Source organism: Clavibacter sp. VKM Ac-2872 (assembly GCF_015351105.1).
Taxonomy (GTDB): domain Bacteria; phylum Actinomycetota; class Actinomycetes; order Actinomycetales; family Microbacteriaceae; genus Clavibacter.
In genome coordinates, this window is sequence record NZ_JADKRR010000001.1 from 1,749,081 (window position 1) to 1,772,780 (window position 23,700).

A 23,700-nucleotide genomic window follows, 5' to 3' on the forward strand; every position below is an offset into this window, starting at 1 on the left:
GTTCAGGTGAACACTCGGTCAGGTCGTCTCCGGCCGCATCACGCAGAAGGAAGCCCATGACGCCGTCCCGCTCCCTGCACGTCCGCGCCGACCGACGCGCCAACCTCGACGCCACCGACCTCGCGCGGGTGGCCGTCCTCGCCGCGGTCGTCGCGGTGCTCGGGCTCCCCGGCAGCGTCAGCGTCCTGGGCGGCGTTCCCATCACGGCGCAGACGCTCGGCGTGATGCTCGCGGGCGCCGTCCTCGGGGCGCGTCTCGGGGCCCTGGCCATCGCCGTCCTCCTCGCGCTCGTCGCGGTGGGGCTGCCGCTGCTCGCCGGGGGGACCGGCGGCCTGGGCGTCTTCCTCGGCCCGTCCGCCGGCTACCTGGTGGGCTGGATCGCCGGGGCATCCGTGGTGGGCCTCCTCGTCCACCTCGGCGGCCGGCGGCCCACCGCATGGCGCACGGCCGTGGCCATGGTGGTCGGCGGGATCGTCGTCATCTACGCCGTGGGGATCCCTGTGCAGAGCCTCGTCACCCGCCTGCCCCTGCTCGAGACCGCGTACACCAGCCTGGTGTTCCTCCCCGGCGACCTGATCAAGGCGGCCATCGCCACGGCGATCGTGATGACGCTGGTCCGCGGCTACCCCCGCGCCTTCCGCCGCCCGTCCGGCTGGACGACGGGACGCCAGGACGCCACGGCGGCGACCGCCAGGTGAGCCCGGCGGACGGCAGCGGCGCCGCGGCCCTGCACCTCGCGGGCGTGGGCGTGCGCCTCGGCGACGTCAAGGCGCTCCGCGACGTCACGCTCGACGTGGGGGCGCGCACGCTCGCCGTGATCGGGGAGAACGGCTCGGGCAAGAGCACGTTCGCCCGGCTCGTCGGCGGGCTCGTCGGCCGGACCTCGGGAGAGCTCGCCGTCCTGGGCATCGACCCGGATCGCGGGACCCGCGAGCTGCGACGACGCGTCGCGGTCGTGTTCAGCAACCCCGACGCGCAGATCGTCATGCCCACCGTCGCCGAGGACGTCGCGTTCTCGCTGCGGCCGGAGCGCCTGAACCGCGCCGACGCGGACGCCCGGGTGGCCGGAGCCCTCCGCCGGCTCGGCATCGAGCACCTCGCCGAGCGCTCGTCGCACGAGCTGTCCGGCGGGCAGAAGCAGCTGCTCGCACTGGCGGGGGCCTTCGTGCGGCGCCCCGAGCTCGTGATCGCCGACGAGCCCACCGCGTACCTCGACGCCCGGAACGCCCGCCGGGTCGCCGACCACCTCTTCGAGGACGGCCACCGACTCGTTCTCGTCACCCACGACCTCGCTGCCGCTGCCCGATGCGACGCCGCCGTCCTGTTCGCCGACGGCCGGCTGATCCGCACAGGAGCGCCCGCCGCCGTCATCGCCGAGTACGAGGCGATGCTCGAGTGACGCCGACGGAGCCGCGTCGCCCCGGCCGCCTCGAGCGTATGGCGGCCGGACCCGAGCTGATCGCGCTCATGGTGGTCGTGCTCGGCGTCTCGCTCCTGCCGTCCACCTGGTGGGCGGCGGGGACCGCGGTCGCCGTCGCGGTCGCCGCCTACGCGGCGGCGCAGCTCGGGGACGGTCTCATGGGCCTCCGCCGCCTCGCCGGCCAGGTGCGCGCCGTGCGCTGGCTGATGCTGTTCACGCTCGTCAGCCAGCTCCTCCTGCTCGGGCCCGAGCCCGCGGTGGCGAACACGGCGCGCGTCACGTCGGCGATCGCGATCGCCGGCCTGCTCGTCCTCACGACCTCCATGACCGCGCTCCTCGACAGCGTCGAGCGCGGCCTGCGTCCGTTGCGGCGGCTCGGCGTCGACACGGAGCGGATCTCGCTGCTCCTCACCGTGACCGCCGGCACGGTCCCGATCCTCGGGCGCCTGGCCGCCGACGTCCGCGAGGCCCAGCGCGCGCGCGGCGCCCGTCCCGGCATCCGGACGTTCGTCGTCCCCTTCCTCGTCGTCGCCCTCAAGCACGCCGACCAGCTGGGCGACGCGCTCACCGCCCGCGGCGTGAGATGACGCGCCGGTGCGCACCCACCCGATCGCGATGTCCGCGGGCCGCGTGGGCCGCGTCGCCGCGGGCGTGTCGCGGTAGCATCCACCCATGAGCTCCGACACGGCCGATGGCGCCGCCAGCTGGTCGGTCGTCGACGCCGCGACCCACGGGTCGAGCACCCACCGCGGATCCGCGCAGCGCAGCCTCTGGCCGCTCGAGCCCCTCGTGCCCTCGCCGGACGTCCAGCCAGACGCACCCCGGGACGAGCGGACCCCCCGCCGCGGCGCGCGCCGCGGCTGACCGGCGCACGGGCGGCGACGGGCCGACGCCGCCCCTTCGTTACGATGGGCACGTGAAACCCACCCTCGCCGACGTCGTCCGGATCGTCGAGGGGGCATGGCCGCCCGCGGGCGCATCCGAGTGGGACGCGTCCGGGCTCGTCTCGGGGGATCCGCGTCAGCCGGTCCGCCGCATCCACCTCGCGGTCGACGCCGTCCGCGCGACGGTCGACGAGGCGGTCGCCGCCGACGCCGACCTGCTGCTCGTGCACCACCCCCTGCTGCTCCGCGGGGTCACGACCATCGCCGAGACCGGCTACAAGGGAGCGCTCCTCGCCGACCTCGTGCGGGCCGGCTGCGCCCTGCACGCCGCGCACACCACCGCCGACGTCGTGGAGGAGGGCACCTCCGGTCGGCTCGCGGCGCTCCTCGGCCTCGTGCCCGAGAGCCTGCGGCCGATCGACCCGGCCGCGGACGGCGTGCGGGGCATCGGCCGCGTCGGCGACCTGCCCGCGCCGACGACGCTCGGACGCCTCGCCGGCGAGCTGGCCCGGATCCTCCCGCCCACCGCGACGGGGATCCGCGTCGCGGGGCCCTACGACGCCCCCGTCACCCGCGTCGCCCTCTGCGGGGGAGCCGGCGACTCGCTGCTCGCCGCGACCGAGGTGGTCGCCGCCGACGTCTACATCACCTCCGACCTCCGTCACCACCCGGCCAGCGAGGCCCGCGAGTCCGCCGCGCTCCGCGGCGGCACCCCGTTCCTCATCGACACCTCCCACTGGGCGAGCGAATGGCTCTGGCTCGACCAGGCCGCGGAGACGCTGCGCGCGGCGCTCCCCGACGTGGAGGTCACCGTCAGCGACATCCGCACCGACCCCTGGGACTTCACCGTCACGCAGTGACCGGCCCTCGCGCGGACGACCGCGCGCATCCACGACACACGCATCGCGTGCACGCCGCACACCGGCGGAGCCGCACCACGAGAGGGAGAGCATGAAAGCCGATCCGAGCATCCAGAAGGAGCTCCTCGACCTGCAGGAGATCGACACCCGGCTCACGCACCTCACGCGCCAGCTCGCCCAACTCCCGCAGCTGAAGCGGATCGACGAGCTGCAGCGGGAGATGGAGCTCGTGCGCCGGCGGCTCGGAGAGAGGACGGGAGTCGTGGAGGACGCCCGGACCGAGCTCGCGCGCATCGAGTCGGACGTGGCGGTCGTGCAGGCGCGCATGGACCGGGACCGCACCCGGATCGAGGCGGGCGGCAGCTCGAAGGACGTGCAGGCGCTGGAGCGCGAGCTCGAGTCGCTGCTGCGTCGCCGCGACACCCTCGAGGAGGTCGAGCTCGAGGTGATGCAGCGGCTCGAGGAGGCCCAGGCCGCGCAGGCGGAGGTCGTCGCGGAGCGGGATGCCCTCGCGGAGCGCCTCGCCGCCGTCGAGGCGGAGCGGGACGCCGCGGCCGTCGAGCTGCGCGCGCAGGCCGAGCAGGCGCGGAAGGACAGGGACGCGCTCGCGCCGCGGTTCCCCGAGGACCTCCTCGCGCTCTACGAGAAGCAGCGCGCGCGGTACGGCGTGGGCGCCGCGATGCTGCATCGCGGCATCTCGCTCGGCAGCAACATCGCCCTGCACCAGAGCGACCTCGACGCGCTGCGCAAGCGCGCGCCCGACGACGTCGTCATCGACCCCGAGAGCAACGCGATCCTCGTGCGGACGGACGAGTCCGGCCTCTAGCGGGAGCGCCGCCCGCATGCTGCCCTAGACTCGATCCCGCGGATGGGTCGGCAAGACGGTCGCGCCGCGGAGGATCCCGAGAGGGCGAGTCCGCGTCGAGGAACGTCCGGGCTCCGTAGAGCAGGGCGGTGGGTAACACCCACCCGGGGCGACCCGCGAGACAGTGCAACAGAGAGCAGACCGCCCGTCGCGCGAGCGGCGGGTGAGGGTGAAACGGCGGTGTAAGAGACCACCAGCGGCCCGAGTGATCGGGTCGGCTATGCAAACCTCGCCCGGAGCAAGGTCGAACAGGGGACGCACAGGCTGCTCGTCCAGTCCCCGGGTAGACCGCTGGAGGGCTGCGGTGACGCAGCTCCGAGATAGATGGCCGTCCATGGTGCCTGAGGCACCGGGACAGAACCCGGCGTATCAGCCGGCCCATCCGCACCCCGCACGACGAAGCGGCCGGATCCCCTCGGGATCCGGCCGCTTCTCCGTGCGGTGCTGTGGCGCTCAGTCCTCGGGCTTGGTCTTGTCGACGAGGTCCGCCGCGGGCGCGTGCGTGCTCGCGCCGACCGCGTGCGCGGCGAGGGCCGCTGCGCCCATGATGCCCGCGTTGTTCCGCAGCTCCGCCGGCACGATCGGGGTGCGCAGGCGCAGCAGCGGCAGGAAGTGCTTGTGGTTCTTGGACACGCCGCCGCCGACGATGAACAGCTCGGGCCACATGAGCTTCTCGAGCTGGCCGTAGTACACCTGCAGCCGGGCGGCCCAGCGCTTCCAGTTGAGGTGCGCGCGCTCCTTGGCCGCGTACGACGCGCGGCGCTCGAAGTCGCGGCGGCCCGCCACGTCCATGTGTCCGAGCTCGGCGTTCGGGATGAGGACGCCGTCGTGGATGAGGGCCGTGCCGATCCCGGTTCCGAGCGTCGTCATGATGACGAGGCCGCGGACGTCCTTGGCCGCGCCGTAGCGGGCCTCCGCGTAGCCGGCCGCGTCCGCGTCGTTGACGAACGTGATCTCGAGCCCCAGGCGCTCCTCGAACAGCTTCTCGGCCTCGAGGCCGATCCAGCTGGGGGAGACGTTGGCGGCCGACATGGTCGTGCCGTGCACGATCGCCGCGGGGAAGCACACGCCGAGGGGCGTGCCGGCGGGCACGTCACCGAGCGCGTCGAGGATCTGCTTCACGGTCGCGACGATGTCGTCCGGCTCGCCACCCTGGGGCGTCGGCAGCTTGACGCGCTCGCTGCGCAGCTCGCCCGTCGCGACGTCCACGATGGCGCCCTTGATGCCGGTCCCGCCGATGTCGATGCCGATTGCGGTCGTCGCGTCCTCGCTCATGGAAGCGACCCTACCGGCTCGCCCGACGCCGTCCGGCCGTCGCGCGCGGTGCGGACGGGCCTAGCATCGGCAGCATGAGCGACAGCGACGAGCAGTACTGGTACGACGACCGGACCGGCGAGGTGGAGAAGGGGATGCTGTCCCCGGCTGCCCATCGGATCGGCCCCTTCGCCACGGCGGAGGAGGCGGCCCGGGCGCCGCAGCGACTCCGCGAGCGGGCGGAGCAGTGGGCCGCCGAGGACCGCGACGACGACTGAGCCCGGCGCTCAGTCGGAGTAGCTCTCCGCCTCGGCGGGGAACGCGCCCGAGACGACGTCGTCCCGGTATCGGGCGGCCGCGTCGAGGAGCACCGCGCGCATGTCCGCGTAGCGCCGGACGAAGCGCGGCACGCGGCCGCTCGTGAGGCCGGCGAAGTCGGTCCACACGAGGATCTGGCCGTCCGTGCCGTTCCCGGCGCCGATGCCGATGGTGGGGATGCGCAGCTCCGCGCTCACGCGCCGGGCGATCTCCTGGGGCACCATCTCGAGCACGACGGCGAACGCGCCGGCGTCCTGGACGGCCCGCGCGTCGGCGAGCAGCGCCCGGGCAGCGTCCCCGCGGCCCTGGATGATGTGGCCGCCCAGCCCGTGCTCGCTCTGCGGGGTGAAGCCGATGTGGCCCATCACGGGGATGCCCGACGAGACGACGCGACGGATCTGCTCGGCGCTGCGCACCCCGCCCTCGAGCTTCACGGCGTGCGCGCGCGCCTCCTTCATGAAGCGGACGGAGGTCGCGAGGGCCTGGTCGGGTCCCGACTCGTACGACCCGAACGGGAGGTCCGCGACCACGAGGGCGCGGGCGGCCGCTCCGGCGACGGCGCGCGCGAGCGGGATCAGCTCGTCCACCGTGACGGGGACGGTCGTGTCGTACCCGAGCACGGTGTTCCCGGCGGAGTCGCCGACGAGCAGGAAGTCGATGCCGGCCTCGTCGAAGACGCCGGCCGTGAGCATGTCGTAGCTGGTGAGCCCCGTGATCTTGAGGCCCTGCTCCTTGGCCCGGGCGAAGTGCCGGATCCGGACCCGCCGGGGACCCGCGTCGGGCTCGCTCGGGAGGCGGGCGGGATCGGACGGGGAGACGGCAGCGTCGGGGCTCTGCATGCCTCGGAGTCTACGGCCGGCCCCGCGCGGGCTCGGCCCGACCCCTGGTCAGCCGGTAGGTTGGACACCGACGAGAGGGTGGTGGATGGACAAGCAGCGTGACTTCGTCCTGCGGACGATCGAGGAGCGCGGGATCAAGTTCGTGCGCCTGTGGTTCACCGACGTGACCGGCACCCTCAAGTCGGTGGCCATCGCCCCGGCGGAGGTCGAGGGCGCGTTCGCGGAGGGCCTCGGGTTCGACGGGTCGGCCATCGAGGGTCTCACCCGCTCGTACGAGGCCGACATGCTGGCCCACCCGGATCCGACGACGTTCCAGATCCTCCCGTGGCGCGGCGAGATCGACCCCACCGCGCGCATGTTCTGCGACATCTCGACGCCCGACGGGCAGCCCGCCATCGCGGATCCGCGCAACGTCCTCAAGCGCACCCTGGAGAAGGCGGCCGACCGCGGCTTCACCTTCTACACGCACCCCGAGATCGAGTTCTACCTCCTCAAGTCGAGCGAGTTCGGCGTCGACGGACCCGAGCCGGTCGACGCCGCGGGCTATTTCGACAACGTCCCCGGCGGCACGGCCCACGACTTCCGCCGCCGCTCGGTGCGCATGCTCGAGGACCTCGGCATCTCCGTGGAGTTCAGCCACCACGAGGCGGGCCCCGGCCAGAACGAGATCGACCTCCGCTACGCGGACGCGCTCACCACGGCCGACAACATCATGACCTTCCGCACGGTCATCAAGGAGGTGGCCATCGAGCAGGGCGTCTACGCGACGTTCATGCCGAAGCCGCTCGCCGCGCACCCCGGCAGCGGGATGCACACGCACATGTCGCTCTTCGAGGGAGACGTCAACGCGTTCTACGCATCGGGCGCCGAGTACCAGCTCTCCACCATCGGGCGTCAGTTCATCGCGGGCCTGCTCAAGCACGCTCCCGAGATCACCGCGGTGACGAACCAGTTCGTGAACTCGTACAAGCGCCTGTGGGGCGGCGGTGAGGCGCCGAGCTTCGTGACGTGGGGCCACAACAACCGCTCCGCGCTCGTGCGCGTGCCGCTGTACAAGCCCAACAAGGGCAACAGCTCCCGCGTCGAGTACCGCGCCATCGACTCCGCCGCCAACCCGTACCTCTCGTTCTCGCTCATGCTGGCCGCGGGCCTCAAGGGCATCGAGGAGGGCTACGAGCTCCCGGCCGAGGCCGAGGACAACGTGTGGAGCCTGAGCGACGCCGAGCGACGCGCCCTCGGGTACGCGCCGCTGCCGTCGAGCCTCGACCACGCGATCCAGCTCATGGAGCGCTCCGAGCTCGTCGCCGAGACGCTGGGCGAGCAGGTGTTCAACTACGTGCTGCTCAACAAGCGGCAGGAGTGGCGCGACTACCGCGCCCAGGTCACGCCGTACGAGTTGCGCTCCAACCTCGAGATGCTCTGAGCCGGACCGCCGGCAGGAGCACCACGAACCACATCCGACGACGAGGCCGGAGCGAGCCATGAGACGTGGGCAGACCCTGCTCGGTGCCCTGGCGCGCGCCGGCTTCGCACGGCTGAGCGAGGTCGGCGAAGCCCTCGAGGAGGCCGCTGCGCTGTCCGGGTGGGCGGAGGCCGACCTGGTGGCGGCGCTGCACTCGAGCGCGGATCCGGACGGCGCCCTGGACGCCCTCCTCCGCCTGCTCCGCGCGGATCCCGATCGCACGCGCGCCGTGCTCGCCGACCCTGACGCGTGCCACCGCCTGGCGCGGGTGCTCGGGTCCTCGCGTGGTCTCGCCGAGTTCCTCGCCCGCCACACCGTCGAGCTCGACGCGTTCGCCCGCCCGCTGGAGGGCATGCCCGCTCCCGCCGACGTCCGTGCGCGCCTGCTGGAGGCGGTCGGCGCCGTCGACGGCGTGGCCTCGATGACAGGTCCGGCTGCCCGGACCGCGCTCCGGGTCCGCTACCGCGCGCTCGTCGCCCGGGTGGCCGCGTGGGACCTCGTGCACCCGGACCCGCTCGCGGCCGTGCGGCCCGTCACCGCGGCCCTCGCCGACCTCGCGGGGGCGGCCCTCGAGGCATCGCTCGCCGTCGCCCGCGCGGAGCTGTCGGCACCCGGGATCTTCGGACGCGCGCGACCCGAGGAGATCGCCGCGACGCGTCTCGCCGTCATCGGCATGGGCAAGGCCGGCGCCCGCGAGCTCAACTACGTCAGCGACGTCGACGTCATCTTCGTCGCCGAGGCGGCGACGGACGCCGACGGCGAGCCGGTGGTCGAGCCGGCCCGCGCGGTCGAGCTCGCGACGCGTCTCGCCGTGCTGACCATGCGCGGCATCGACGAGCACGAGATCGAGCCGGCCCTCTGGGAGGTCGACGCCAACCTGCGGCCCGAGGGGAAGGCGGGCGCGCTCGTCCGCACGCTCGACTCGCACCTCGCGTACTACGAGCGGTGGGCGAAGGACTGGGAGTTCCAGGCGCTGCTCAAGGCCCGGCCGCTGGCCGGCGACGTCGAGCTGGGGGAGCGGTACGCCGACGCCGTCGCGCCCCTCGTCTGGTCGAGCGCGTCACGCGAGGGCTTCGTGGGGCAGGTGCAGCGGATGCGCACGCGCGTCACCGACAACATCCCCGCGGAGCAGCTGCACCAGCAGATCAAGCTCGGACCGGGCGGGATCCGCGACATCGAGTTCACCGTGCAGCTCCTGCAGCTCGTGCACGGGCAGGGCGACGAGTCCGTCCGTGACCGCAGCACGCTCGCCGCGCTCGTGGCCCTCGCGGACGGGGGCTACATCGGCCGCACGGAGGCCGGCGAGTTCGCGAAGGACTACCGCTACCTCCGGCTCCTGGAGCACCGGCTGCAGCTGGATCAGCTGCGGCGCACCCACCTCATGCCCACCGACGAGGAGCGGCTGCGCATCCTCGCGCGCAGCACCGGCCTCGATGGACGCGCGGAGGAGCTGACGTCGCGGTGGACCGCCACCAAGACGGCCGTCCGCACGCTGCACGAGCGCCTGTTCTACCGGCCGCTCCTGGCCGCCGTGGCGTCGCTCCCCGAGGAGTCGCTCGCGCTCACTAGCGACCAGGCGGCCGCGCGCCTCTCGGCCATCGGCTTCGTCGACGCGCGCGGGGCGCTCGCGCACATCCGCGCCCTCACGCAGGGGGTCTCGCGCAGCTCCGCCATCCAGCGCCACCTCCTGCCCGTGCTCCTGCAGTGGTTCGCCGACGGCCCGGATCCCGATCACGGCCTGCTCGCGTTCCGGCGGCTCAGCGAGGCGTTGGGGGAGTCGAACTGGTTCCTCCGGATGCTCCGGGACTCGGCGGGCGCCGCGCAGCGCCTCGCGCAGGTGCTCTCGGGATCCCGCTTCGTCTCGGAGCTCCTCGACCGCGTCCCCGAGACCGCCGCGTGGCTCGCCCGCGACGAGGACCTGCGGCCCCGCTCCTGGGCGGCCCTCGAGGAGGAGGCCGTCGCCACCGTGAACCGGCACCCCACCGCCGATGCCGCGGCCGCCGCGCTGCGCACGCTCCGGAGACGGGAGGTCCTGCGCCTCGCCATCGGCGCCATCGTGGGAGTCACGCACGTCGAGACCCTCGGACCCTCGCTGGCCGACATCACCACGGCGACGCTCCGCGGCGTCATGCGCGCCATCCGCCGCGAGGACGGCCCCTGGCCCGAGTTCGCCGTGGTCGCCATGGGCCGCTACGGCGGGGCCGAGCTCGGGTTCGGATCCGACGCCGACGTCGTGTACGTGTTCCGCCCGATCGCCGGCATGGATCCCGAGCTCGCCCAGCGCCGCGCCCAGCTCATCGTGTCCGAGCTGACGCGTCTCACGGAGGACGCGCGCCTGCCCCTGGACCTCGACACCGGTCTCCGGCCCGAGGGCCGGAACGGGCCGGTCGTGCGCTCGTTCGCCTCGTATCGCGCGTACTACGAGCGCTGGTCCCTCACCTGGGAGGCGCAGGCTCTGCTGCGCGCTCGGGGCGTCGTCGGCGACAGCGGCCTCATAGCGGACTTCACGGCGCTGGCCGACCGCATCCGCTACCCCGACGCCATCGGCGACGCGGAGGTGCGCGAGATCAAGCGCATCAAGGCGCGCGTGGAGAACGAACGGCTCCCGCAGGGCGCGGATCCCACGCGGCACCTGAAGCTGGGTCGTGGTTCGCTCAGCGACGTGGAGTGGCTGGTCCAGCTGCTCCAGCTGCAGCACGCGCACGCGCACCCCGCCCTCCGCACTCCGACCACCCTCGGCGCGCTCGACGCGGCCGTCGCAGCCGGGATCGTGGGCGTGGGCGACGCCGCCCGCCTCCAGGACGCCTGGGTCCTCGCGTCGCGGGTCCGCTCCGCCATGACGCTGTGGACCAATCGCACGGCCGACGTCCTCCCTGCCGATCGCGCCGCCCTCGACGCCATCGCCCGGCTCCTGGAGTACCCGCCCGGGTCCGCGTCCGTGCTCGAGGAGGAGTACCTCGGCGTGACGCGCCGCTCTCGCGCCGTGTTCGAGCGGCTCTTCTACGGCGTCGACGAGCAGCCGGACCCGCGCGGCGCCTGATCACGCAGGGCCGCCCGACCCGCACGACGACGGGCCGCCCTCCCGGAGGAGGACGGCCCGTGCATCAGGCACCGTCGCCGGTGCTTGGGGGATCAGACGCCGTAGTACAGCTCGAACTCGAACGGGTGCGGGCGCTGCGCGAGGGGCTTGATCTCCTTCTCGCGCTTGTACTCGATCCAGGTCTCGATGAGGTCGGGTGTGAACACGTTGCCGGCCGTGAGGAACTCATGGTCGGCCTCCAGCGCATCCAGGGCGGCGCCGAGCGATGCGGGCACCTGCGGGATGTTCTTGGCCTCCTCGGGCGGGAGCTCGTAGAGGTCCTTGTCGACGGGCTCGTGCGGCTCGATCCGGTTCTTGATGCCGTCGAGGCCCGCCATCAGCTGCGCCGCGAACGCGAGGTACGGGTTGCCCGACGCATCCGGCGCCCGGAACTCGATGCGCTTCGCCTTCGGGTTGGTGCCCGTGATCGGGATGCGGATCGACGCCGAGCGGTTGCCTGCCGAGTACACGAGGTTGACGGGCGCCTCGAAGCCGGGCACGAGGCGGTGGTAGGAGTTCACCGTCGGGTTCGTGAAGGCGAGGATGGCGGGCGCGTGCTTGAGGATGCCGCCGATGTACCACCGCGCGACGTCCGACAGGCCTCCGTAGCCGGCCTCGTCGTAGAACAGCGGCTTGCCGTCGTTCCACAGCGACTGGTGCGTGTGCATGCCCGACCCGTTGTCGCCGAACAGCGGCTTCGGCATGAACGTGGCCGTCTTGCCCCACTGCTCGGCCGTGTTCTTGACGATGTACTTGAACTTCAGCACGTCGTCCGCCGCGTGCACCATCGTGTTGAAGCGGTAGTTGATCTCCGCCTGGCCGCCCGTGCCCACCTCGTGGTGCGCGCGCTCGAGGATGAGTCCGGCGTCGATCAGCTTGAGGCTGATGTCGTCGCGGAGGTCGGCCTGCTTGTCGACCGGGCTGACGGGGAAGTAGCCGCCCTTGTAGGGCGTCTTGTTGCCGAGGTTCCCGCCCTCCTCCTCGCGGCCCGAGTTCCAGGCGCCCTCCTCGGAGTCGACCGAGTAGAAGCTCGTGTGCTGGTTCACCTCGTAGCGGACGTCGTCGAAGATGTAGAACTCCGCCTCGGGGGCGAAGAACGCGGTGTCGGCGATGCCCGTCGCGGCCAGGTACTTCTCCGCCTTCTTGGCCACCTGGCGCGGGTCGCGGGCGTAGATCTCGCCGTTGCGGGGGTTGTAGATGTCGAACACCATGATGAGGGTGCGCTCGATGCGGAACGGGTCGATGTAGGCCGTCGTCACGTCGGGGATGAGCTGCATGTCCGACTCGTGGATGCTCGCGAAGCCGCGGATGGACGATCCGTCGAACATCTGGCCGACGGAGAAGAACTCCTCGTCGACGGTGGAGGCCGGGATGTTGAAGTGCTGCTGGACGCCGGGGAGGTCGGTGAACCGGAGGTCGAGGAACTTGACGTCGGTGTCCTTGATGAACGCGAGCACCTCGGATGAGTCTCTGAACATGTGGTGTCTCCAAAAGGGGGCCGGAGCGGATGAGACTGACGGTTTCAGCCTCTCCGACCCTAGGGGGACGGGGTTACCTCGCCATAACCGCCGTGTTTCCGCGATGTTACGCGGGCTGTCCCGGGCGAGTCGGCGACCGTTCCCAGGGCGTCAGGACCAGGGGATCCGCGTCGCGCGCGCCTAGGATCACAGGGTGCCCGCCACTCCCACGAACCCCGACCTCGGCGATCCCGGCCGCAACCGCTGGCCGGGGGAGCGGCTCGGGCTGCCGGAGCAGGGGCGGGGATCCGTCGCCCGCGCCGGCCGCCGCATCGTGGGGATCTGCATCGACTGGGCCCTCGCCGTGCTGGTCTCCTGGGCCTTCTTCTCGTACGACGCCACGGCGACGCTCGCGATCTTCGCCGTGATGCAGTACGTCCTCATCGTCACGCTCGGAGGCAGCGTCGGGCACGTCGTGCTCGGGATGCGCGTGCGCCCGCTCGGCGGGGGGTACGTGTCACTGTGGCGACCTGCCCTGCGCACCGTGCTCCTGTGCCTGGTGGTGCCCTCGGTCGTGTGGAACGCCGACCAGCGGGGCCTGCACGACGTGTTCTCGGGGACGGTGCTCGTCCGCACGTCCTGACCCGGAACCGGCGTCGACGAGGGGTCAGCCGGGCTCGCACCCGAGGTACACGAGCTCCGGGTCGATCCCGCCCAGGACCACACGGGCGGGGGACCCCGCGCGGACCGCGCCGAGCTCACGGCTCTCGGTCTCCCGTCCGTCGTCCGACCTCCCGGTCGTGACCTCGAAGCGGACGAGCGCCGCGCTGCAGTCCTCCGGCGCGGTCATGTCGAGGAGCGTGCACGACGTCGTGTCCACGCACTCGCTCGCTCGGGAGGCGGGGTCCACGACGGGGACGACGGTCGCGCCCTGGGTCAGGTCGGCGCCGACGGTCGTGAACCGCGCGCGCGTCGAGTCCTGGAAGCTGACGAGGACCACCAGGACCCCCGCCAATGCGCAGACCGCCGCGATGGACGGCCCGAGACCACGTCGAGCCCGCTCGCGCCGCGACCTCCCGTAGGGCGACAGGCGCTCGTGCGTCGCCCGTGGCGGGGACGAATACGGGGACGGGGACGGGCGTCCTGGGTGGGATGGTCCACGACCCGCCGCGGCAGGACGCCCGTGGCCGGTCGCCGTGCGCTGTCCGATGAGGAGCGCGTCCCGGGCGAGCGTGAGCTGCACGAAGCGCTCGTGGGCGGCCCGCAGCTGCTGCGGTGTCGCGCCGGGGAGGCGATCGGGATGCGTCTCCCGCGCGTGCCTGAGGTAGGCGCGGCTGACGGTGGGGCGATCGGCATCCACGTCGACGCCGAGCAGCGCCGCAGCGGAGGCCGGATCCATGGGCTCAGTCTGCGCCGGGCACGGTGCCCGCGCAAACGCCCCGCACTCGAGGGATCAGCGTGCCCGGGAAGGGCGGACCTTGAACGGGTCGACGCCCTTGGGGATGGGCATGCTGTTCTGCCCGAGGGAGGTCAGGCGGTTGTTCACGGCCAGGACCTCCGCCTTGGTGATGGTACGGGAGAACCGCTGCAGGCGACCGGCCAGCTTGTGGAGCTCGACCGAGTCGGCGTCGGGGCCGACGAACACGAAGTGGACGGGCACGTTCGGGAGCACGCGGGCGATCTTGCGACGCTCGTCCTCGAGCATGCGCGTGGTGCGGCTCTTCGGGCCCTCGCCGATGAGGGCGACACCGGGACGCCCGACGGCGCGGTACACGGCGTCCTGCGACTTGCCGTTGACCGCGACGGGCATCTCGCTGCCGACCCACCCGCGCTTCAGCGAGCTGCGGAGGACGACGCCGACGGCTCCGGGCTGCCCCTTGATCTGCAGGTACGCCGCGCGCTCCGCCTTGCGGCCGAGGACGATGAGGAACGCGAGGATGCCCGCGAACACGCCGGCGATGACGAAGAGGATGGCGGTCAGCCAGCTCCCGCCGGTCGCGAACACCGCCAGGAGCACCCCGATGAGGATGGGGCCCAGCAGCGCCAGGAGCATCCACCAGACCGAGCTCTTGTCGTACCGCCGGGTCATCTGGAAGACCTGCCACATCTGCTTGATGCGGCCGGGTTCCTTGGGTGCCTTCTTCGAGGCTGTCTTGCGGGCCATGGAGCCCAGGATACCGGTGCGCGGGCGGCAGCTGGGACGGACGGAGGACGATGCCCCTTCCGGTCCCCTCACAGGCGCTCCGGGCGGCCGTGATGCCCACCGCTCGCTCTCGAAGCGACCATCCGGCCCTGCCCTCGGCACACTCCGGTCGACGGACACGCCGTCGCGACGGCGGACGGAGCGGAGATGACGAGGGGACGTGAGGCCATGGCGGAGGGGCGCGCGCGCACGCACGAGGGACGGGTCGGTCGGGATCGCGGAGAGGGGCCCCACGGCGGGGCGGCCGGTCCGGGTCGATCGGGATCGGCGCGGGGAGGAGCGCCTCGGAGGCGGAGGATCGGCACGGACCCGGCTCCCGACGGGCTGGACCCCTCCGGCGCGGTCGTCGCGGGGTATCGCCTCGTGCGGCTCGTCGGGAGGGGCGCCCGCTGCGAGGTGCACCTGGGCCGGCCCTGCCGTCCCGCGGACGGCGCGAGCGGTTCGGCCGACAACTTCGCCGTGAAGATCGTGCCGGCGACCGAGCGCAGCCGGGGCGAGGCGGAGATCGTGGCCCTGCAGGCGGTGACGTCCGAGCACGTCGTCGAGCTCCGCGACATCGCCACGCTGGCCGACGGCAGCCTCTGCATCGTGCAGTCGATCGGCCGACGCGGTACGGCATCGGCCCTGCTCGGCCGACGCGGCAGCATCACACCCGGCGAGACCGTGACCCTCGTGGCCTCCGTGCTCCGAGGACTGGGGGACCTCCACGAGGCGGGCATCGCGCACGGCGCGGTCGACCTCACCCACGTCGTCCTCGATGCCGCGGGACGTCCCCTTCTGGCAGGGCTCGGCTCCTCCCACGCCATCGCCGGAGATGCACCGGCGGACGGGCTGCCCGGGGTCGACCCCGTGGAACAGGACCTGGTGCGGGTGTCGCGCATCGTGCAGGCCCTGCGCGACCCGGCCGATGCACGAGGGCGCGCGTCCGATGACCGGTGGGACGCATGGCTGGCGCTCCTCGACGCCGCCATCCACGGGGAGTCCGATCTCACCGCGCATGACCTGGCGGACCGCCTGCTCGACGTCGCGGACGCGGCCCCGCTGGCCGACACGGGAGGACCCCCGGACCCCGGCGGCGACGATCACCTCCGATCGCGTGACGCGGCCCTCCCCGTCGTCCACCCCCGTGCCGTCGACACCGGTGTCGGAGGGCCGATCTCGCGCCGCCGCGCGTGGCCGCGCATCCCTCGCAGCCCTCGCAGCACGCGGAGCGGTCGTCGTCGCCATCGCGCGGAGGGCGAACGCGGGGCAGGCGCAGCGGGATCCCCTGGGTCGGCGGTCCGATCGCGTCTCGCGAGCGAGCTCAGAGCGGTGCGCCCCCGCATCTGGGCGCTGGGGGCCTCCGCGCTCCTGCTCCTGCTCGCGGGCGTCGTCGTGGTGCCCGTCCTCACCGGACCCGCTCACGGGGTGACTGCGTCTCCGACGAGCGCGCCGACGACACCGGCATCAGCGCCGACGTCGAGCAGCGCGGACCGACCGGCGACTGCGACGGATCCCGACGTCGAAGCAGCCGCCTCGCCGGATCCGGACATCGCCGCCCCCGCGCTCCTCCGGCTCCGCGCCTCCTGTCTCCGCCATGACGACGCAGGCTGCCTGGACGACATCGACGAGGCCGGCTCCGCAGTGGAGGACGCCGACCGCAGCGCCGTCGGATCGGCAGCCACGGCTGCCCTCGACGACGCCGCGCTCCACGTCGCGGATGCCCTGGGCCCTGCTCAGCGACTCGGTGACAGCGCGCTCATCGGCCTCCTCCCGCAGGGCGCGTCCGGATCCGCGCCACCCGCGCCCGGACGCCGACCGGCCTCCCTCCTGATCGTCAGGGGAGAGGCCGGATGGCGGATCAGGGACCTGATGGACGACCGATGAGGGACGCCTTCGTGGCCCGAGGGACCTAGATGCCCAGGTCGGCGTCGAAGGCACCTGCCTCGAGACGGTTCTTCACGGCCACGAGGAAGCGCGAGGCGTCGGCCCCGTCGACGATCCGGTGGTCGTAGGAGAGCGCGAGGTACACGGTCGAGCGGATGGCGATGGTGTCCTGCCCGTCCGCCGTGATGACCACGGGGCGCTTGGTGACGATGCCGGTGCCGAGGATGGCGGACTGCGGGAGGAACACCACGGGGGTGTCGAACAGCGCACCGCGCGAGCCGGTGTTGGTCAGCGTGAAGGTGCCGCCGGCCAGCTCGTCGGGGGACAGCTTGTTGTCACGCGTCCGTGCGGCGAGGTCGGCGATCTCCGACGCGAACTGGGCCAGGTTCTTGCCCTCCGCGTTCTTGACGACGGGCGTCAGCAGGCCGCGCTCCGTGTCGACGGCGATGCTGATGTTCTCGTGATCGGGGTAGATGATGCTGTCGCCGTCGACCGTCGCGTTGACGACGGGGTAGGCCTTGAGGGCCTCGGCGGCGGCGAGGGCGAAGAACGGCAGGAACGACAGCTTGACGCCGGTCTTCTCCAGGAAGTCGACCTTCACGCGGTCGCGGAAGCGGGCCACCTTGGTGACATCGACCTCCACCACCGAGGTGAGCTGCGCCGTCGACTGCATCGACACGACCGCGCGGTCGGCGATGAGCTTCCGCATGCGGGACATCTTCGCGGTGGTACCGCGCAGGGGAGACGTCTCGAGGGGGGCAGCGACGGGAGCGGCCGGTGCGGTTCCCGCCGGGGCGCTGGCGGACGCCGCGGCCTCGGCAGCGGCGAGGACGTCCTCCTTGCGGATGCGTCCTCCCACACCGGTGCCGACGACCGAGCTGATGTCCACGCCGCGCTCGTTGGCGAGCTTGCGGACGAGCGGCGTCACATATCCGGCGTTGCCGGATGCGGCGGGAGCCGGGGCAGCCGCGGGCGCGGGAGCAGCGGCGGGGGCCGGCGTCGCGGCGACGGGCGCCGGGGTCGCCGGGGCAGGAGCGGGCGTCTCCTCGGCTGCGGGTGCCTCCTGCGCGGCCGCAGGTGCCGGCTCGGGCTCCACGGGCGCGGGCGCCTCCGTGTCGTCGTCCGCCTCGGTGGACGGGGTGACGGTGTCCTCCACGGCCTCCTCGGCCGCCGGCTCCTCGGAGGGCGCCGCGGCGGGCTCCTCGGCGGGGGCGTCGCCTCCACCCGAGCCGTCGCCGATGCGCACCAGCACGGCGCCGACCTCGACGGTCTCGTCCTCCTGGACGAGGATCTCCTCGATGACGCCGGCGACCGGCGACGGGATCTCGGTGTCGACCTTGTCGGTCGACACCTCGAGCAGGGGCTCGTCGACCTCGACGTGGTCGCCGACGTTCTTGAGCCAACGGGTCACCGTGCCCTCGGTGACGCTCTCGCCGAGTGCGGGGAGGTTGACGGATTCGCTCATGCTGTTGTCTCCTTCAGGCCCGACTCCGGACCCGGCTTGTGTGTCGGTGGTGGCGGGGTGCTACAGGGCGTGCAACGGAGTCCCGGCGAGTGCCAGGTGGGCCTCGCCGAGCGCCTCGTTCTGGGTGGGGTGGGCGTGCACCAGGTTGGCGACGTCCTCGGGGTAGGCCTCCCAGTTGACGATGAGCTGGCCTTCGCCGATGAGCTCGCCGACCCGGGCGCCGATCATGTGGATGCCGACGACGGGGCCGTCCTGGACGCGGACCACCTTGATGGATCCGGCCGTGCCGAGGATCGAGCTCTTGCCGTTGCCGCCGAGGTTGTACTCGTAGCTGGAGACCTTGTCGGCGCCGAACTTCTCGACGGCCTTGGCCTCGCTGTAGCCGACGCTCGCGACCTCGGGGTCGGAGTAGGTGACCTTGGGGATGTTGATGTCCTCGACGACCACGGGCTTGTTGCCCGCGATCTCCTCGGCGACGAAGATCCCCTGCTGGAACCCGCGGTGAGCGAGCTGCAGGCCGGGGACGATGTCGCCGACGGCGTAGACGCCGGGGACGCTGGTCTGGAGCCGCTCGTCCGTCAGGACGAAGCCGCGGTCGGTCTTCACGCCCGCCTCCTCGAAGCCGAGCCCCTGGGTCGCCGGGCCGCGGCCCACGGCGACGAGCAGGAGGTCGGCGTCGTACGTCGTGCCGTCCTCGAGGGCGACCTGGACGCCCTGGTCGTCCTGGGTGACCGACTTGAAGCGCACACCGAGCGAGAAGGCGATGCCGCGCTTGCGGAACGCCCGCTCGAACTGCTTGCTGATCGACTCCTCCTCGTTGGGCACGAGGTGGGGGAGGGCCTCGATGATCTGCACGTCGACGCCGAAGGAGCGCCAGACGGAGGCGAACTCGACGCCGATGACGCCGCCGCCGAGGATCGCGACCTTCTTGGGGATGTAGTCCAGCTCGAGGGCCTGCTCGCTCGTGATGACGCGGCCGCCGATCTCGAGGCCGGGCAGCGTCCGCGAGTAGGAGCCCGTCGCGAGGACGACGCTCTTCCCCGTGATGGTCTGGTCGCCGACCTGGACGGTCGTGCCGGAGGTCAGGCGGCCCTCTCCCTCGATGACGGTGATGCCGCGGGCCTTGATGAGCCCCTGGAGGCCCTTGTACTTGCTGGCGACGATGGCCTCGCGGTAGGCGTTGACCCGGGCGATGTCGACCCCGTCGAACGTGACGTTGACGCCGTACTTCTCCGACTCCCGCGACACGTCGGCGACCTCGGCCGAGTGCAGGAGCGCCTTCGTGGGGATGCAGCCGCGGTGGAGGCAGGTGCCGCCCAGCTTGCCCTTCTCCACGAGGCCCACGGTCTTGCCCAGCTGCACCGCACGGAGCGCTGCTGCGTAGCCGCCGCTCCCGCCGCCGAGCACCACCACGTCAAAGTTCTGTTCCGACACCCAGGATCTCCCTCGTATGCATCAAGGTCGTCTCATGCGACCGCCCGACCGGGCAGGCGCGGGACCCCCTCAGGAGGCCTCTCCGAGCCTACTACGCGCGCGAAAACCCGGAGGCCAGGGCCAGCAGCGTGCGGACCGCCACGCCGGTCGGGCCCTTCCCCGTGAAGCCGTGGCCCCCGCCCTTGTTGTGCGACGGACCCGCGATGTCGATGTGCGCCCACGGGATCCGGGGTGCGTCGTCCGCGTCGCCGGTCCGGCCGACGAACTCCTTGAGGAACACACCGGCGACGAGCATGCCGCCAGCGGGATTGCCCGGCTTCACGTTGGCGATGTCCGCGATGTCGGAGTTGAGAAGCGCGCGCATCTCCTCCGGGAGCGGCATGCCCCACATGCTCTCGCCCTGCTCACGGGCCGCGTCGAGGAGACGGGCGACGAGGGCGTCCTCGCCCATGACGGCGGAGTACCGCTCGCCGAGCGCCACGACCTGGGCTCCCGTCAGCGTCGCGATGTCGACGATGGCGTCCGGGTGCTCCTCGCTCGCCGCGACGATGCCGTCCGCCATGACGAGCCGGCCCTCGGCATCCGTGTTGAGGACCTCGACGGTCGTGCCGCCGCGCATGCGCAGGACGTCGTCCGGACGGATGGCCGAGCCGGAGGGCATGTTCTCGGCGATGCAGAGCCACGCGGTGAGGCGGACGGGCAGCTCGAGCCGTGCGGCGGCGACGACGACCTCGAGGATCGTCGCGGCGCCGGTCATGTCGTACTTCATGCCGATCATGGGCACGGCGGGCTTCAGCGAGATGCCGCCGGTGTCGTAGGTGATGCCCTTGCCCACGAGCGCGAGGTGCCGGGTCGCGCCGGCGGGGGAGTAGGAGACCTTCACGAGGCGGGGCGGGCGCGACGAACCCTGGCCCACGCCGAGGATGCCGCCGAAGCCCTCGGCCGCGAGCGCGTCCTCGTCCCACACGCGGACGTCCACGGGCAGCCCCGTCGTGCGCTCCCGGACCGCGTCGACGAAGGTCGCGGGATAGAGGTCGAGCGGCGGGGTGTTGACGAGGTCCTTGGTCCCCGCGACCGCGCCGGCGACCGCGACCGCGCGTGCCACGGCCTCGTCCGCGTCCTCGGCGGTCCACCGACCGCCCGCGGCGACCACGGTGACGGAGGAGGCGCGCGGCTTCTGGCCGGCGAGCGAGTCCCGGCGGTAGGAGTCGAAGGAGTAGACCCCGAGGGCGGCGCCCTCGAGCACGGCGGTGAGCTCGACGAGCGAGGTCACCGGTACCGCGACGGCCACGCTCTCCACGCCCCGCAGCTGGCGGGTCGCGCTGCCGACGGCGTAGCGGAGGGCAACCGCGTCCAGCGGCCCCGACCCCACGCCCACCAGCGCGATCGCGCGCGCGGCAGTACCCGTCCCCGCGACGCGGACGACCTCGTCCCGGCCTCCGGTGACGCCGATGGCGGACAGTCCGTCCGCGTCCAGCTCGAGGCCCTCGGGAGCGTGCACCCGGATCCCCTCCTTCTCGCTGGAGACGGCGACGACGAGCGCGTCCGCCTCCACGTCGACGGCACGGTCGGAGGACACGGAGAGAAGGGGGATGGTCATGGGCGTCGAGCCTAGCGACGCGCGCAGGCGCCGTGGCTGGGAGCGCTCGCGCCTCCTCCGCGCCCGTCGGGGGGCGACCCTCCCGCGCGACCCGGCGGCCGTGTTCGCTCTCGGCGGCACGGGCGGCACCCGGTCCGGGAGGGGCCGTCGGAGGCGCGCCGTAGAGTTGATGCATGGCAGACGCGGACGGACTGTACGAGATCGACACCGACATCGGCGAGGTGCCGACCGGACTGCCGCTGGTCGCCGGGCTCACGGGCTTCTCCGACGCCGGGTCCGGGGTGTCCCAGGTGAGCGAGTACCTGCTGAGCACCCTGAGCCACCGCGACGTCCTGCGCTTCGACACCGACACCCTGCTCGACTACCGGGCACGCCGACCCACGATCTACTTCGACCAGGACCATCTCGCCGACTACCGTCCGGCCCGGCTGGCCCTCTACCTCGCGCACGACGAGATCGGGCAGCCGTTCCTCCTGCTCACCGGGTTCGAGCCGGACTTCCGCTGGGAGGCGTTCACCGCGGCCGTCCTCGGCATCGTCGACCGCTACCGGGTCTCCACCACCACGTGGGTGCACGCCATCCCGATGCCCGTGCCGCACACCCGCGACATCAACGTCACCGTGAGCGGAAACCGCACGGAGCTCATCGACGCGCTCAGCGTGTGGAAGCCGCACACCCAGGTGCCGGCGAACGCGCTCCACCTGGTGGAGCACCGCCTGCACGACGCCGGACACCCCGTCGCGGGCTTCGTGCTCCTCGTCCCGCACTACCTCGCGGACACGGAGTTCCCCCTCGCCGCTGTGGCGGCGCTCGAGAGCATCAGCGCCGCCACCGGCCTCATCTTCCCGACCGACCGGCTCCGGGAGGAGGGCCGCGACTTCGTGGGCCGCATCGACGAGCAGGTCGCGGGCAACCAGGAGCTGGCGCGCCTCGTCACGACCCTCGAGGAGCGCTACGACAGCTACATGGAGGACACGCCCCTCAAGTCGCCGCTGACCGACGAGGACGGCGCCCTGCCGACGGCCGACGAGATCGCCGCCGAGCTGGAGAAGTTCCTCGCGCGCCGTCGCCCCGGCGACGGGGACGCGGCCTGACGCCCTCGAGCTGATCGCCGCGCAGGCCACCCGGGCCGGCGAGGAGGCCCCCGCGGGGTCGGTATCCTCGTCCCGATGAGCACCCGCCGCGCCCGCATCGTCCTCGGCGTCGCGATGACGGCGTACCTCTCATCCGTCCTCCAGCGCGGCTCGCTCGGCATCGCCTCCGTCGAAGCGGGGGAGCGGTTCCACGTCTCGGCGTCGCTGCTCTCAACGCTCGCGGTGACGCAGCTCGTCGTCTACGCGGCTCTGCAGATCCCGGTCGGCGTCCTCACCGACCGGATCGGCCCGCGCGCGCTGCTCGCGACCGGCGCGCTCCTCATGGTCGCCGGTCAGGTCACCCTGGCCCTCTCCACGTCGCTCGAGGTCGCGATCCCGGGGCGCATGCTCGTGGGTGCCGGCGATGCGATGACGTTCGTGTCGGGTCTGCGTCTCATCAACTCCTGGTTCTCGGGTCCCCGCGTTCCGGTGCTGTCCCAGTGGTTCGCCAACGTCGGCCAGCTCGGGCAGGTGCTCTCGGCGATCCCGCTCTCGCTCGTGCTGCACACGGCGGGCTGGACGCCCGCGTTCCTCGGATCCGCGTCCGTCGCGGTGGTCGCCTTCATCGCGGTCGTCGTCGCGGTGCGCGACAGGCCGACGGGGGACACCCCGCCTCGACGAGTCCCCTGGGGCGACTCCATGCGCGAGCTCGGCAGGAGCCTGCGTCGGCCCGGCACGCAGCTCGGCTTCTGGTCCCACTTCGTCACGCAGTCGTCCGGCGCGGTGTTCAGCCTGCTGTGGGGCTTCCCGTTCCTCGTGGACGGCCTCGGCTACAGCCCGGCGCTCGCGTCGGGCCTCCTCATCGTGATCGTGGCCTCCGGAATGGTCGTGGGGCCCGTGATCGGGATCCTCACCGGGCGCTTCCCGTTCCGACGCTCGAACCTCGTCCTCGGACTCGTCGCGATGATGGGCGCGGCCTGGGCCGTGCTGCTCCTCTGGCCGGGCCCCCCGCCGCTCGCGATCGTGGTGCTCGTGGTGACGGCGATCGGCGTCGGCGGACCCGGGTCGCAGGTCGGCCTGGACTTCGCGCGCACCTTCAACCCTCCCCGCAGCCTGGGCGCGGCGTCCGGCATCGTGAACGTCGGGGGATTCACGGCGAGCTTCACGATGATGCTGCTCATCGGCATCGCGCTCGACCTGCAGGACGCGGCGCGGGTCGCGGGCGGTGCGCCGAGCGACCTCTACGCGTTCGACTCGTTCCGCGTCGCCTTCGCCGTGCAGTACCTCGTCGTCGGGTTCGGGGCGCTCATGCTGCTGCGCACCCGGAAGAGGACCCGGCGGCGGCTGGCCGACGAGGGAATACGGGTGGGGCCCCTCTGGGTTGCCTACCTCGACAGGCGACGCCGACGCCGCGCGTGACGTCGGCACGCACAGGGCGCCCTGGCTCGCCCCCGCGCCCATCCGTGCAATAATCAGGTACGGACCCGTTCATGTCCTGCATCTCGCACCACCTCGGTGGTGGCATCACATCAGTGATGCGCGAGCAGCGGACTTGACATGGGTCCTAGCAATGTCCGAAAACAACCCCGACCCACCTCCGGCAGGTCACCCCGCAGCATCA

At 72.6% G+C, this 23,700-nt stretch carries 21 protein-coding genes and 1 other RNA gene; 14 read left to right on the forward strand and 8 right to left on the reverse strand.

The features are described 5' to 3' along the window. Positions 1-56 precede the first annotated feature (56 nt). From ITJ40_RS08290 to rnpB, 7 genes are all read left to right on the forward strand, one after another. Complete coding sequence (locus tag ITJ40_RS08290; protein ID WP_194666577.1) at positions 57-698, forward strand: biotin transporter BioY; 642 nt, start codon at positions 57-59, stop codon at positions 696-698. After that, positions 695-1,399 carry an ABC transporter ATP-binding protein gene (locus ITJ40_RS08295; RefSeq protein WP_194666578.1) on the forward strand — a complete coding sequence of 235 codons (705 nt, stop codon included), beginning with the start codon at positions 695-697 and terminating at the stop codon, positions 1,397-1,399. Before ITJ40_RS08290 ends, ITJ40_RS08295 begins: the two co-directional genes overlap by 4 nt. Further along, positions 1,396-2,007, forward strand: coding sequence for an energy-coupling factor transporter transmembrane component T (locus ITJ40_RS08300; protein WP_194666579.1), 612 nt, complete (start codon positions 1,396-1,398; stop codon positions 2,005-2,007). The genes ITJ40_RS08295 and ITJ40_RS08300 overlap by 4 nt, the downstream gene beginning before the upstream one ends. Before the next feature lie 85 nt (positions 2,008-2,092). Then, positions 2,093-2,284, forward strand: a complete 192-nt coding sequence (locus ITJ40_RS08305) for a hypothetical protein (RefSeq protein ID WP_194666580.1) — start codon at positions 2,093-2,095, stop codon at positions 2,282-2,284. 52 nt (positions 2,285-2,336) lie between these two features. Then, on the forward strand, positions 2,337-3,164 hold the full coding sequence (locus ITJ40_RS08310; protein WP_194666581.1) for a Nif3-like dinuclear metal center hexameric protein: 828 nt from the start codon (positions 2,337-2,339) through the stop codon (positions 3,162-3,164). A gap of 91 nt (positions 3,165-3,255) precedes the next feature. Next, a complete protein-coding gene (locus tag ITJ40_RS08315; protein ID WP_194666582.1) occupies positions 3,256-3,990 on the forward strand; it encodes a zinc ribbon domain-containing protein in 735 nt (244 codons plus the stop codon). Positions 3,991-4,033: 43 nt separating this feature from the next. Then, an RNA gene (gene rnpB, locus ITJ40_RS08320) (RNase P RNA component class A) lies at positions 4,034-4,414 on the forward strand. A gap of 68 nt (positions 4,415-4,482) precedes the next feature. Here rnpB and ppgK read toward each other — a convergent pair. Continuing rightward, positions 4,483-5,304, reverse strand: coding sequence for a polyphosphate--glucose phosphotransferase (gene ppgK / locus ITJ40_RS08325; RefSeq protein WP_194666583.1), 822 nt, complete (start codon positions 5,302-5,304; stop codon positions 4,483-4,485). Between the two features lie 74 nt (positions 5,305-5,378). On the opposite strand from ppgK, the gene ITJ40_RS08330 reads away from it, so the two are divergent. Then, positions 5,379-5,561, forward strand: a complete 183-nt coding sequence (locus tag ITJ40_RS08330; RefSeq protein WP_086513456.1) for a hypothetical protein — start codon at positions 5,379-5,381, stop codon at positions 5,559-5,561. 9 nt (positions 5,562-5,570) lie between these two features. Here ITJ40_RS08330 and panB read toward each other — a convergent pair whose 3' ends face one another. Beyond that, positions 5,571-6,440: a 3-methyl-2-oxobutanoate hydroxymethyltransferase gene (gene panB / locus ITJ40_RS08335; protein WP_194666584.1), complete on the reverse strand. Its 870-nt coding sequence runs from the start codon at positions 6,438-6,440 to the stop codon at positions 5,571-5,573. A gap of 85 nt (positions 6,441-6,525) precedes the next feature. Here panB and ITJ40_RS08340 point away from each other — a divergent pair, with 85 nt between their 5' ends. Together ITJ40_RS08340 and ITJ40_RS08345 are read left to right on the forward strand one after the other, a co-directional pair. Continuing rightward, positions 6,526-7,863 carry a glutamine synthetase family protein gene (locus ITJ40_RS08340; protein ID WP_194666585.1) on the forward strand — a complete coding sequence of 446 codons (1,338 nt, stop codon included), beginning with the start codon at positions 6,526-6,528 and terminating at the stop codon, positions 7,861-7,863. A gap of 58 nt (positions 7,864-7,921) precedes the next feature. After that, positions 7,922-10,942: a bifunctional [glutamine synthetase] adenylyltransferase/[glutamine synthetase]-adenylyl-L-tyrosine phosphorylase gene (locus ITJ40_RS08345; protein ID WP_194666586.1), complete on the forward strand. Its 3,021-nt coding sequence runs from the start codon at positions 7,922-7,924 to the stop codon at positions 10,940-10,942. 92 nt (positions 10,943-11,034) lie between these two features. On the opposite strand, the gene glnA is transcribed toward ITJ40_RS08345, so the two are convergent. Beyond that, positions 11,035-12,459, reverse strand: coding sequence for a type I glutamate--ammonia ligase (gene glnA, locus ITJ40_RS08350; RefSeq protein ID WP_194666587.1), 1,425 nt, complete (start codon positions 12,457-12,459; stop codon positions 11,035-11,037). A gap of 193 nt (positions 12,460-12,652) precedes the next feature. Between glnA and ITJ40_RS08355 the strand changes: the two genes are divergently transcribed. Then, positions 12,653-13,081: an RDD family protein gene (locus tag ITJ40_RS08355; protein ID WP_194666588.1), complete on the forward strand. Its 429-nt coding sequence runs from the start codon at positions 12,653-12,655 to the stop codon at positions 13,079-13,081. Positions 13,082-13,105: 24 nt separating this feature from the next. Here the strand turns inward: ITJ40_RS08355 and ITJ40_RS08360 are convergent, their stop codons facing one another. Together ITJ40_RS08360 and ITJ40_RS08365 are read right to left on the reverse strand one after the other, a co-directional pair. Continuing rightward, complete coding sequence (locus tag ITJ40_RS08360; protein ID WP_194666589.1) at positions 13,106-13,837, reverse strand: DnaJ family molecular chaperone; 732 nt, start codon at positions 13,835-13,837, stop codon at positions 13,106-13,108. Positions 13,838-13,891: 54 nt separating this feature from the next. Beyond that, on the reverse strand, positions 13,892-14,602 hold the full coding sequence (locus ITJ40_RS08365) for a DUF4191 domain-containing protein (protein WP_194666590.1): 711 nt from the start codon (positions 14,600-14,602) through the stop codon (positions 13,892-13,894). Between the two features lie 498 nt (positions 14,603-15,100). On the opposite strand from ITJ40_RS08365, the gene ITJ40_RS08370 reads away from it, so the two are divergent. Beyond that, positions 15,101-16,507, forward strand: coding sequence for a serine/threonine protein kinase (locus tag ITJ40_RS08370; RefSeq protein ID WP_370532016.1), 1,407 nt, complete (start codon positions 15,101-15,103; stop codon positions 16,505-16,507). Between the two features lie 25 nt (positions 16,508-16,532). On the opposite strand, the gene sucB is transcribed toward ITJ40_RS08370, so the two are convergent. The 3 genes from sucB to ITJ40_RS08385 form a co-directional block, all read right to left on the reverse strand. Beyond that, positions 16,533-17,972, reverse strand: coding sequence for a 2-oxoglutarate dehydrogenase, E2 component, dihydrolipoamide succinyltransferase (gene sucB, locus ITJ40_RS08375; RefSeq protein WP_194666591.1), 1,440 nt, complete (start codon positions 17,970-17,972; stop codon positions 16,533-16,535). 60 nt (positions 17,973-18,032) lie between these two features. Further along, positions 18,033-19,406, reverse strand: coding sequence for a dihydrolipoyl dehydrogenase (gene lpdA, locus ITJ40_RS08380; RefSeq protein WP_194666592.1), 1,374 nt, complete (start codon positions 19,404-19,406; stop codon positions 18,033-18,035). 91 nt (positions 19,407-19,497) lie between these two features. Then, positions 19,498-21,006, reverse strand: a complete 1,509-nt coding sequence (locus ITJ40_RS08385) for a leucyl aminopeptidase (RefSeq protein ID WP_194666593.1) — start codon at positions 21,004-21,006, stop codon at positions 19,498-19,500. A 173-nt stretch (positions 21,007-21,179) separates the two neighbouring features. Between ITJ40_RS08385 and ITJ40_RS08390 the strand changes: the two genes are divergently transcribed. Beyond that, the gene (locus ITJ40_RS08390; RefSeq protein ID WP_012038332.1) at positions 21,180-22,100 is read left to right on the forward strand and encodes a proteasome assembly chaperone family protein; all 921 of its coding nucleotides are present in this window, start codon (positions 21,180-21,182) and stop codon (positions 22,098-22,100) included. A gap of 75 nt (positions 22,101-22,175) precedes the next feature. After that, the gene (locus ITJ40_RS08395) at positions 22,176-23,498 is read left to right on the forward strand and encodes a nitrate/nitrite transporter (RefSeq protein WP_194666594.1); all 1,323 of its coding nucleotides are present in this window, start codon (positions 22,176-22,178) and stop codon (positions 23,496-23,498) included. Positions 23,499-23,700: the final 202 nt, after the last annotated feature.

What these genes read in the sequence shown, in the direction of transcription:
- glnA (WP_194666587.1), bottom strand. Translation starts at nt 12,459, where the DNA reads ATGTTCAGAGACTCATCCGAGGTGCTCGCGTTCATCAAGGACACCGAC.
- panB (WP_194666584.1), bottom strand. Translation starts at nt 6,440, where the DNA reads ATGCAGAGCCCCGACGCTGCCGTCTCCCCGTCCGATCCCGCCCGCCTC.
- ITJ40_RS08395 (WP_194666594.1), top strand. Translation starts at nt 22,176, where the DNA reads ATGAGCACCCGCCGCGCCCGCATCGTCCTCGGCGTCGCGATGACGGCG.
- ITJ40_RS08390 (WP_012038332.1), top strand. Translation starts at nt 21,180, where the DNA reads ATGGCAGACGCGGACGGACTGTACGAGATCGACACCGACATCGGCGAG.
- ITJ40_RS08330 (WP_086513456.1), top strand. Translation starts at nt 5,379, where the DNA reads ATGAGCGACAGCGACGAGCAGTACTGGTACGACGACCGGACCGGCGAG.
- ppgK (WP_194666583.1), bottom strand. Translation starts at nt 5,304, where the DNA reads ATGAGCGAGGACGCGACGACCGCAATCGGCATCGACATCGGCGGGACC.
- sucB (WP_194666591.1), bottom strand. Translation starts at nt 17,972, where the DNA reads ATGAGCGAATCCGTCAACCTCCCCGCACTCGGCGAGAGCGTCACCGAG.
- ITJ40_RS08385 (WP_194666593.1), bottom strand. Translation starts at nt 21,006, where the DNA reads ATGACCATCCCCCTTCTCTCCGTGTCCTCCGACCGTGCCGTCGACGTG.
- ITJ40_RS08345 (WP_194666586.1), top strand. Translation starts at nt 7,922, where the DNA reads ATGAGACGTGGGCAGACCCTGCTCGGTGCCCTGGCGCGCGCCGGCTTC.
- ITJ40_RS08315 (WP_194666582.1), top strand. Translation starts at nt 3,256, where the DNA reads ATGAAAGCCGATCCGAGCATCCAGAAGGAGCTCCTCGACCTGCAGGAG.
- ITJ40_RS08290 (WP_194666577.1), top strand. Translation starts at nt 57, where the DNA reads ATGACGCCGTCCCGCTCCCTGCACGTCCGCGCCGACCGACGCGCCAAC.
- ITJ40_RS08340 (WP_194666585.1), top strand. Translation starts at nt 6,526, where the DNA reads ATGGACAAGCAGCGTGACTTCGTCCTGCGGACGATCGAGGAGCGCGGG.
- ITJ40_RS08305 (WP_194666580.1), top strand. Translation starts at nt 2,093, where the DNA reads ATGAGCTCCGACACGGCCGATGGCGCCGCCAGCTGGTCGGTCGTCGAC.
- ITJ40_RS08365 (WP_194666590.1), bottom strand. Translation starts at nt 14,602, where the DNA reads ATGGCCCGCAAGACAGCCTCGAAGAAGGCACCCAAGGAACCCGGCCGC.
- ITJ40_RS08360 (WP_194666589.1), bottom strand. Translation starts at nt 13,837, where the DNA reads ATGGATCCGGCCTCCGCTGCGGCGCTGCTCGGCGTCGACGTGGATGCC.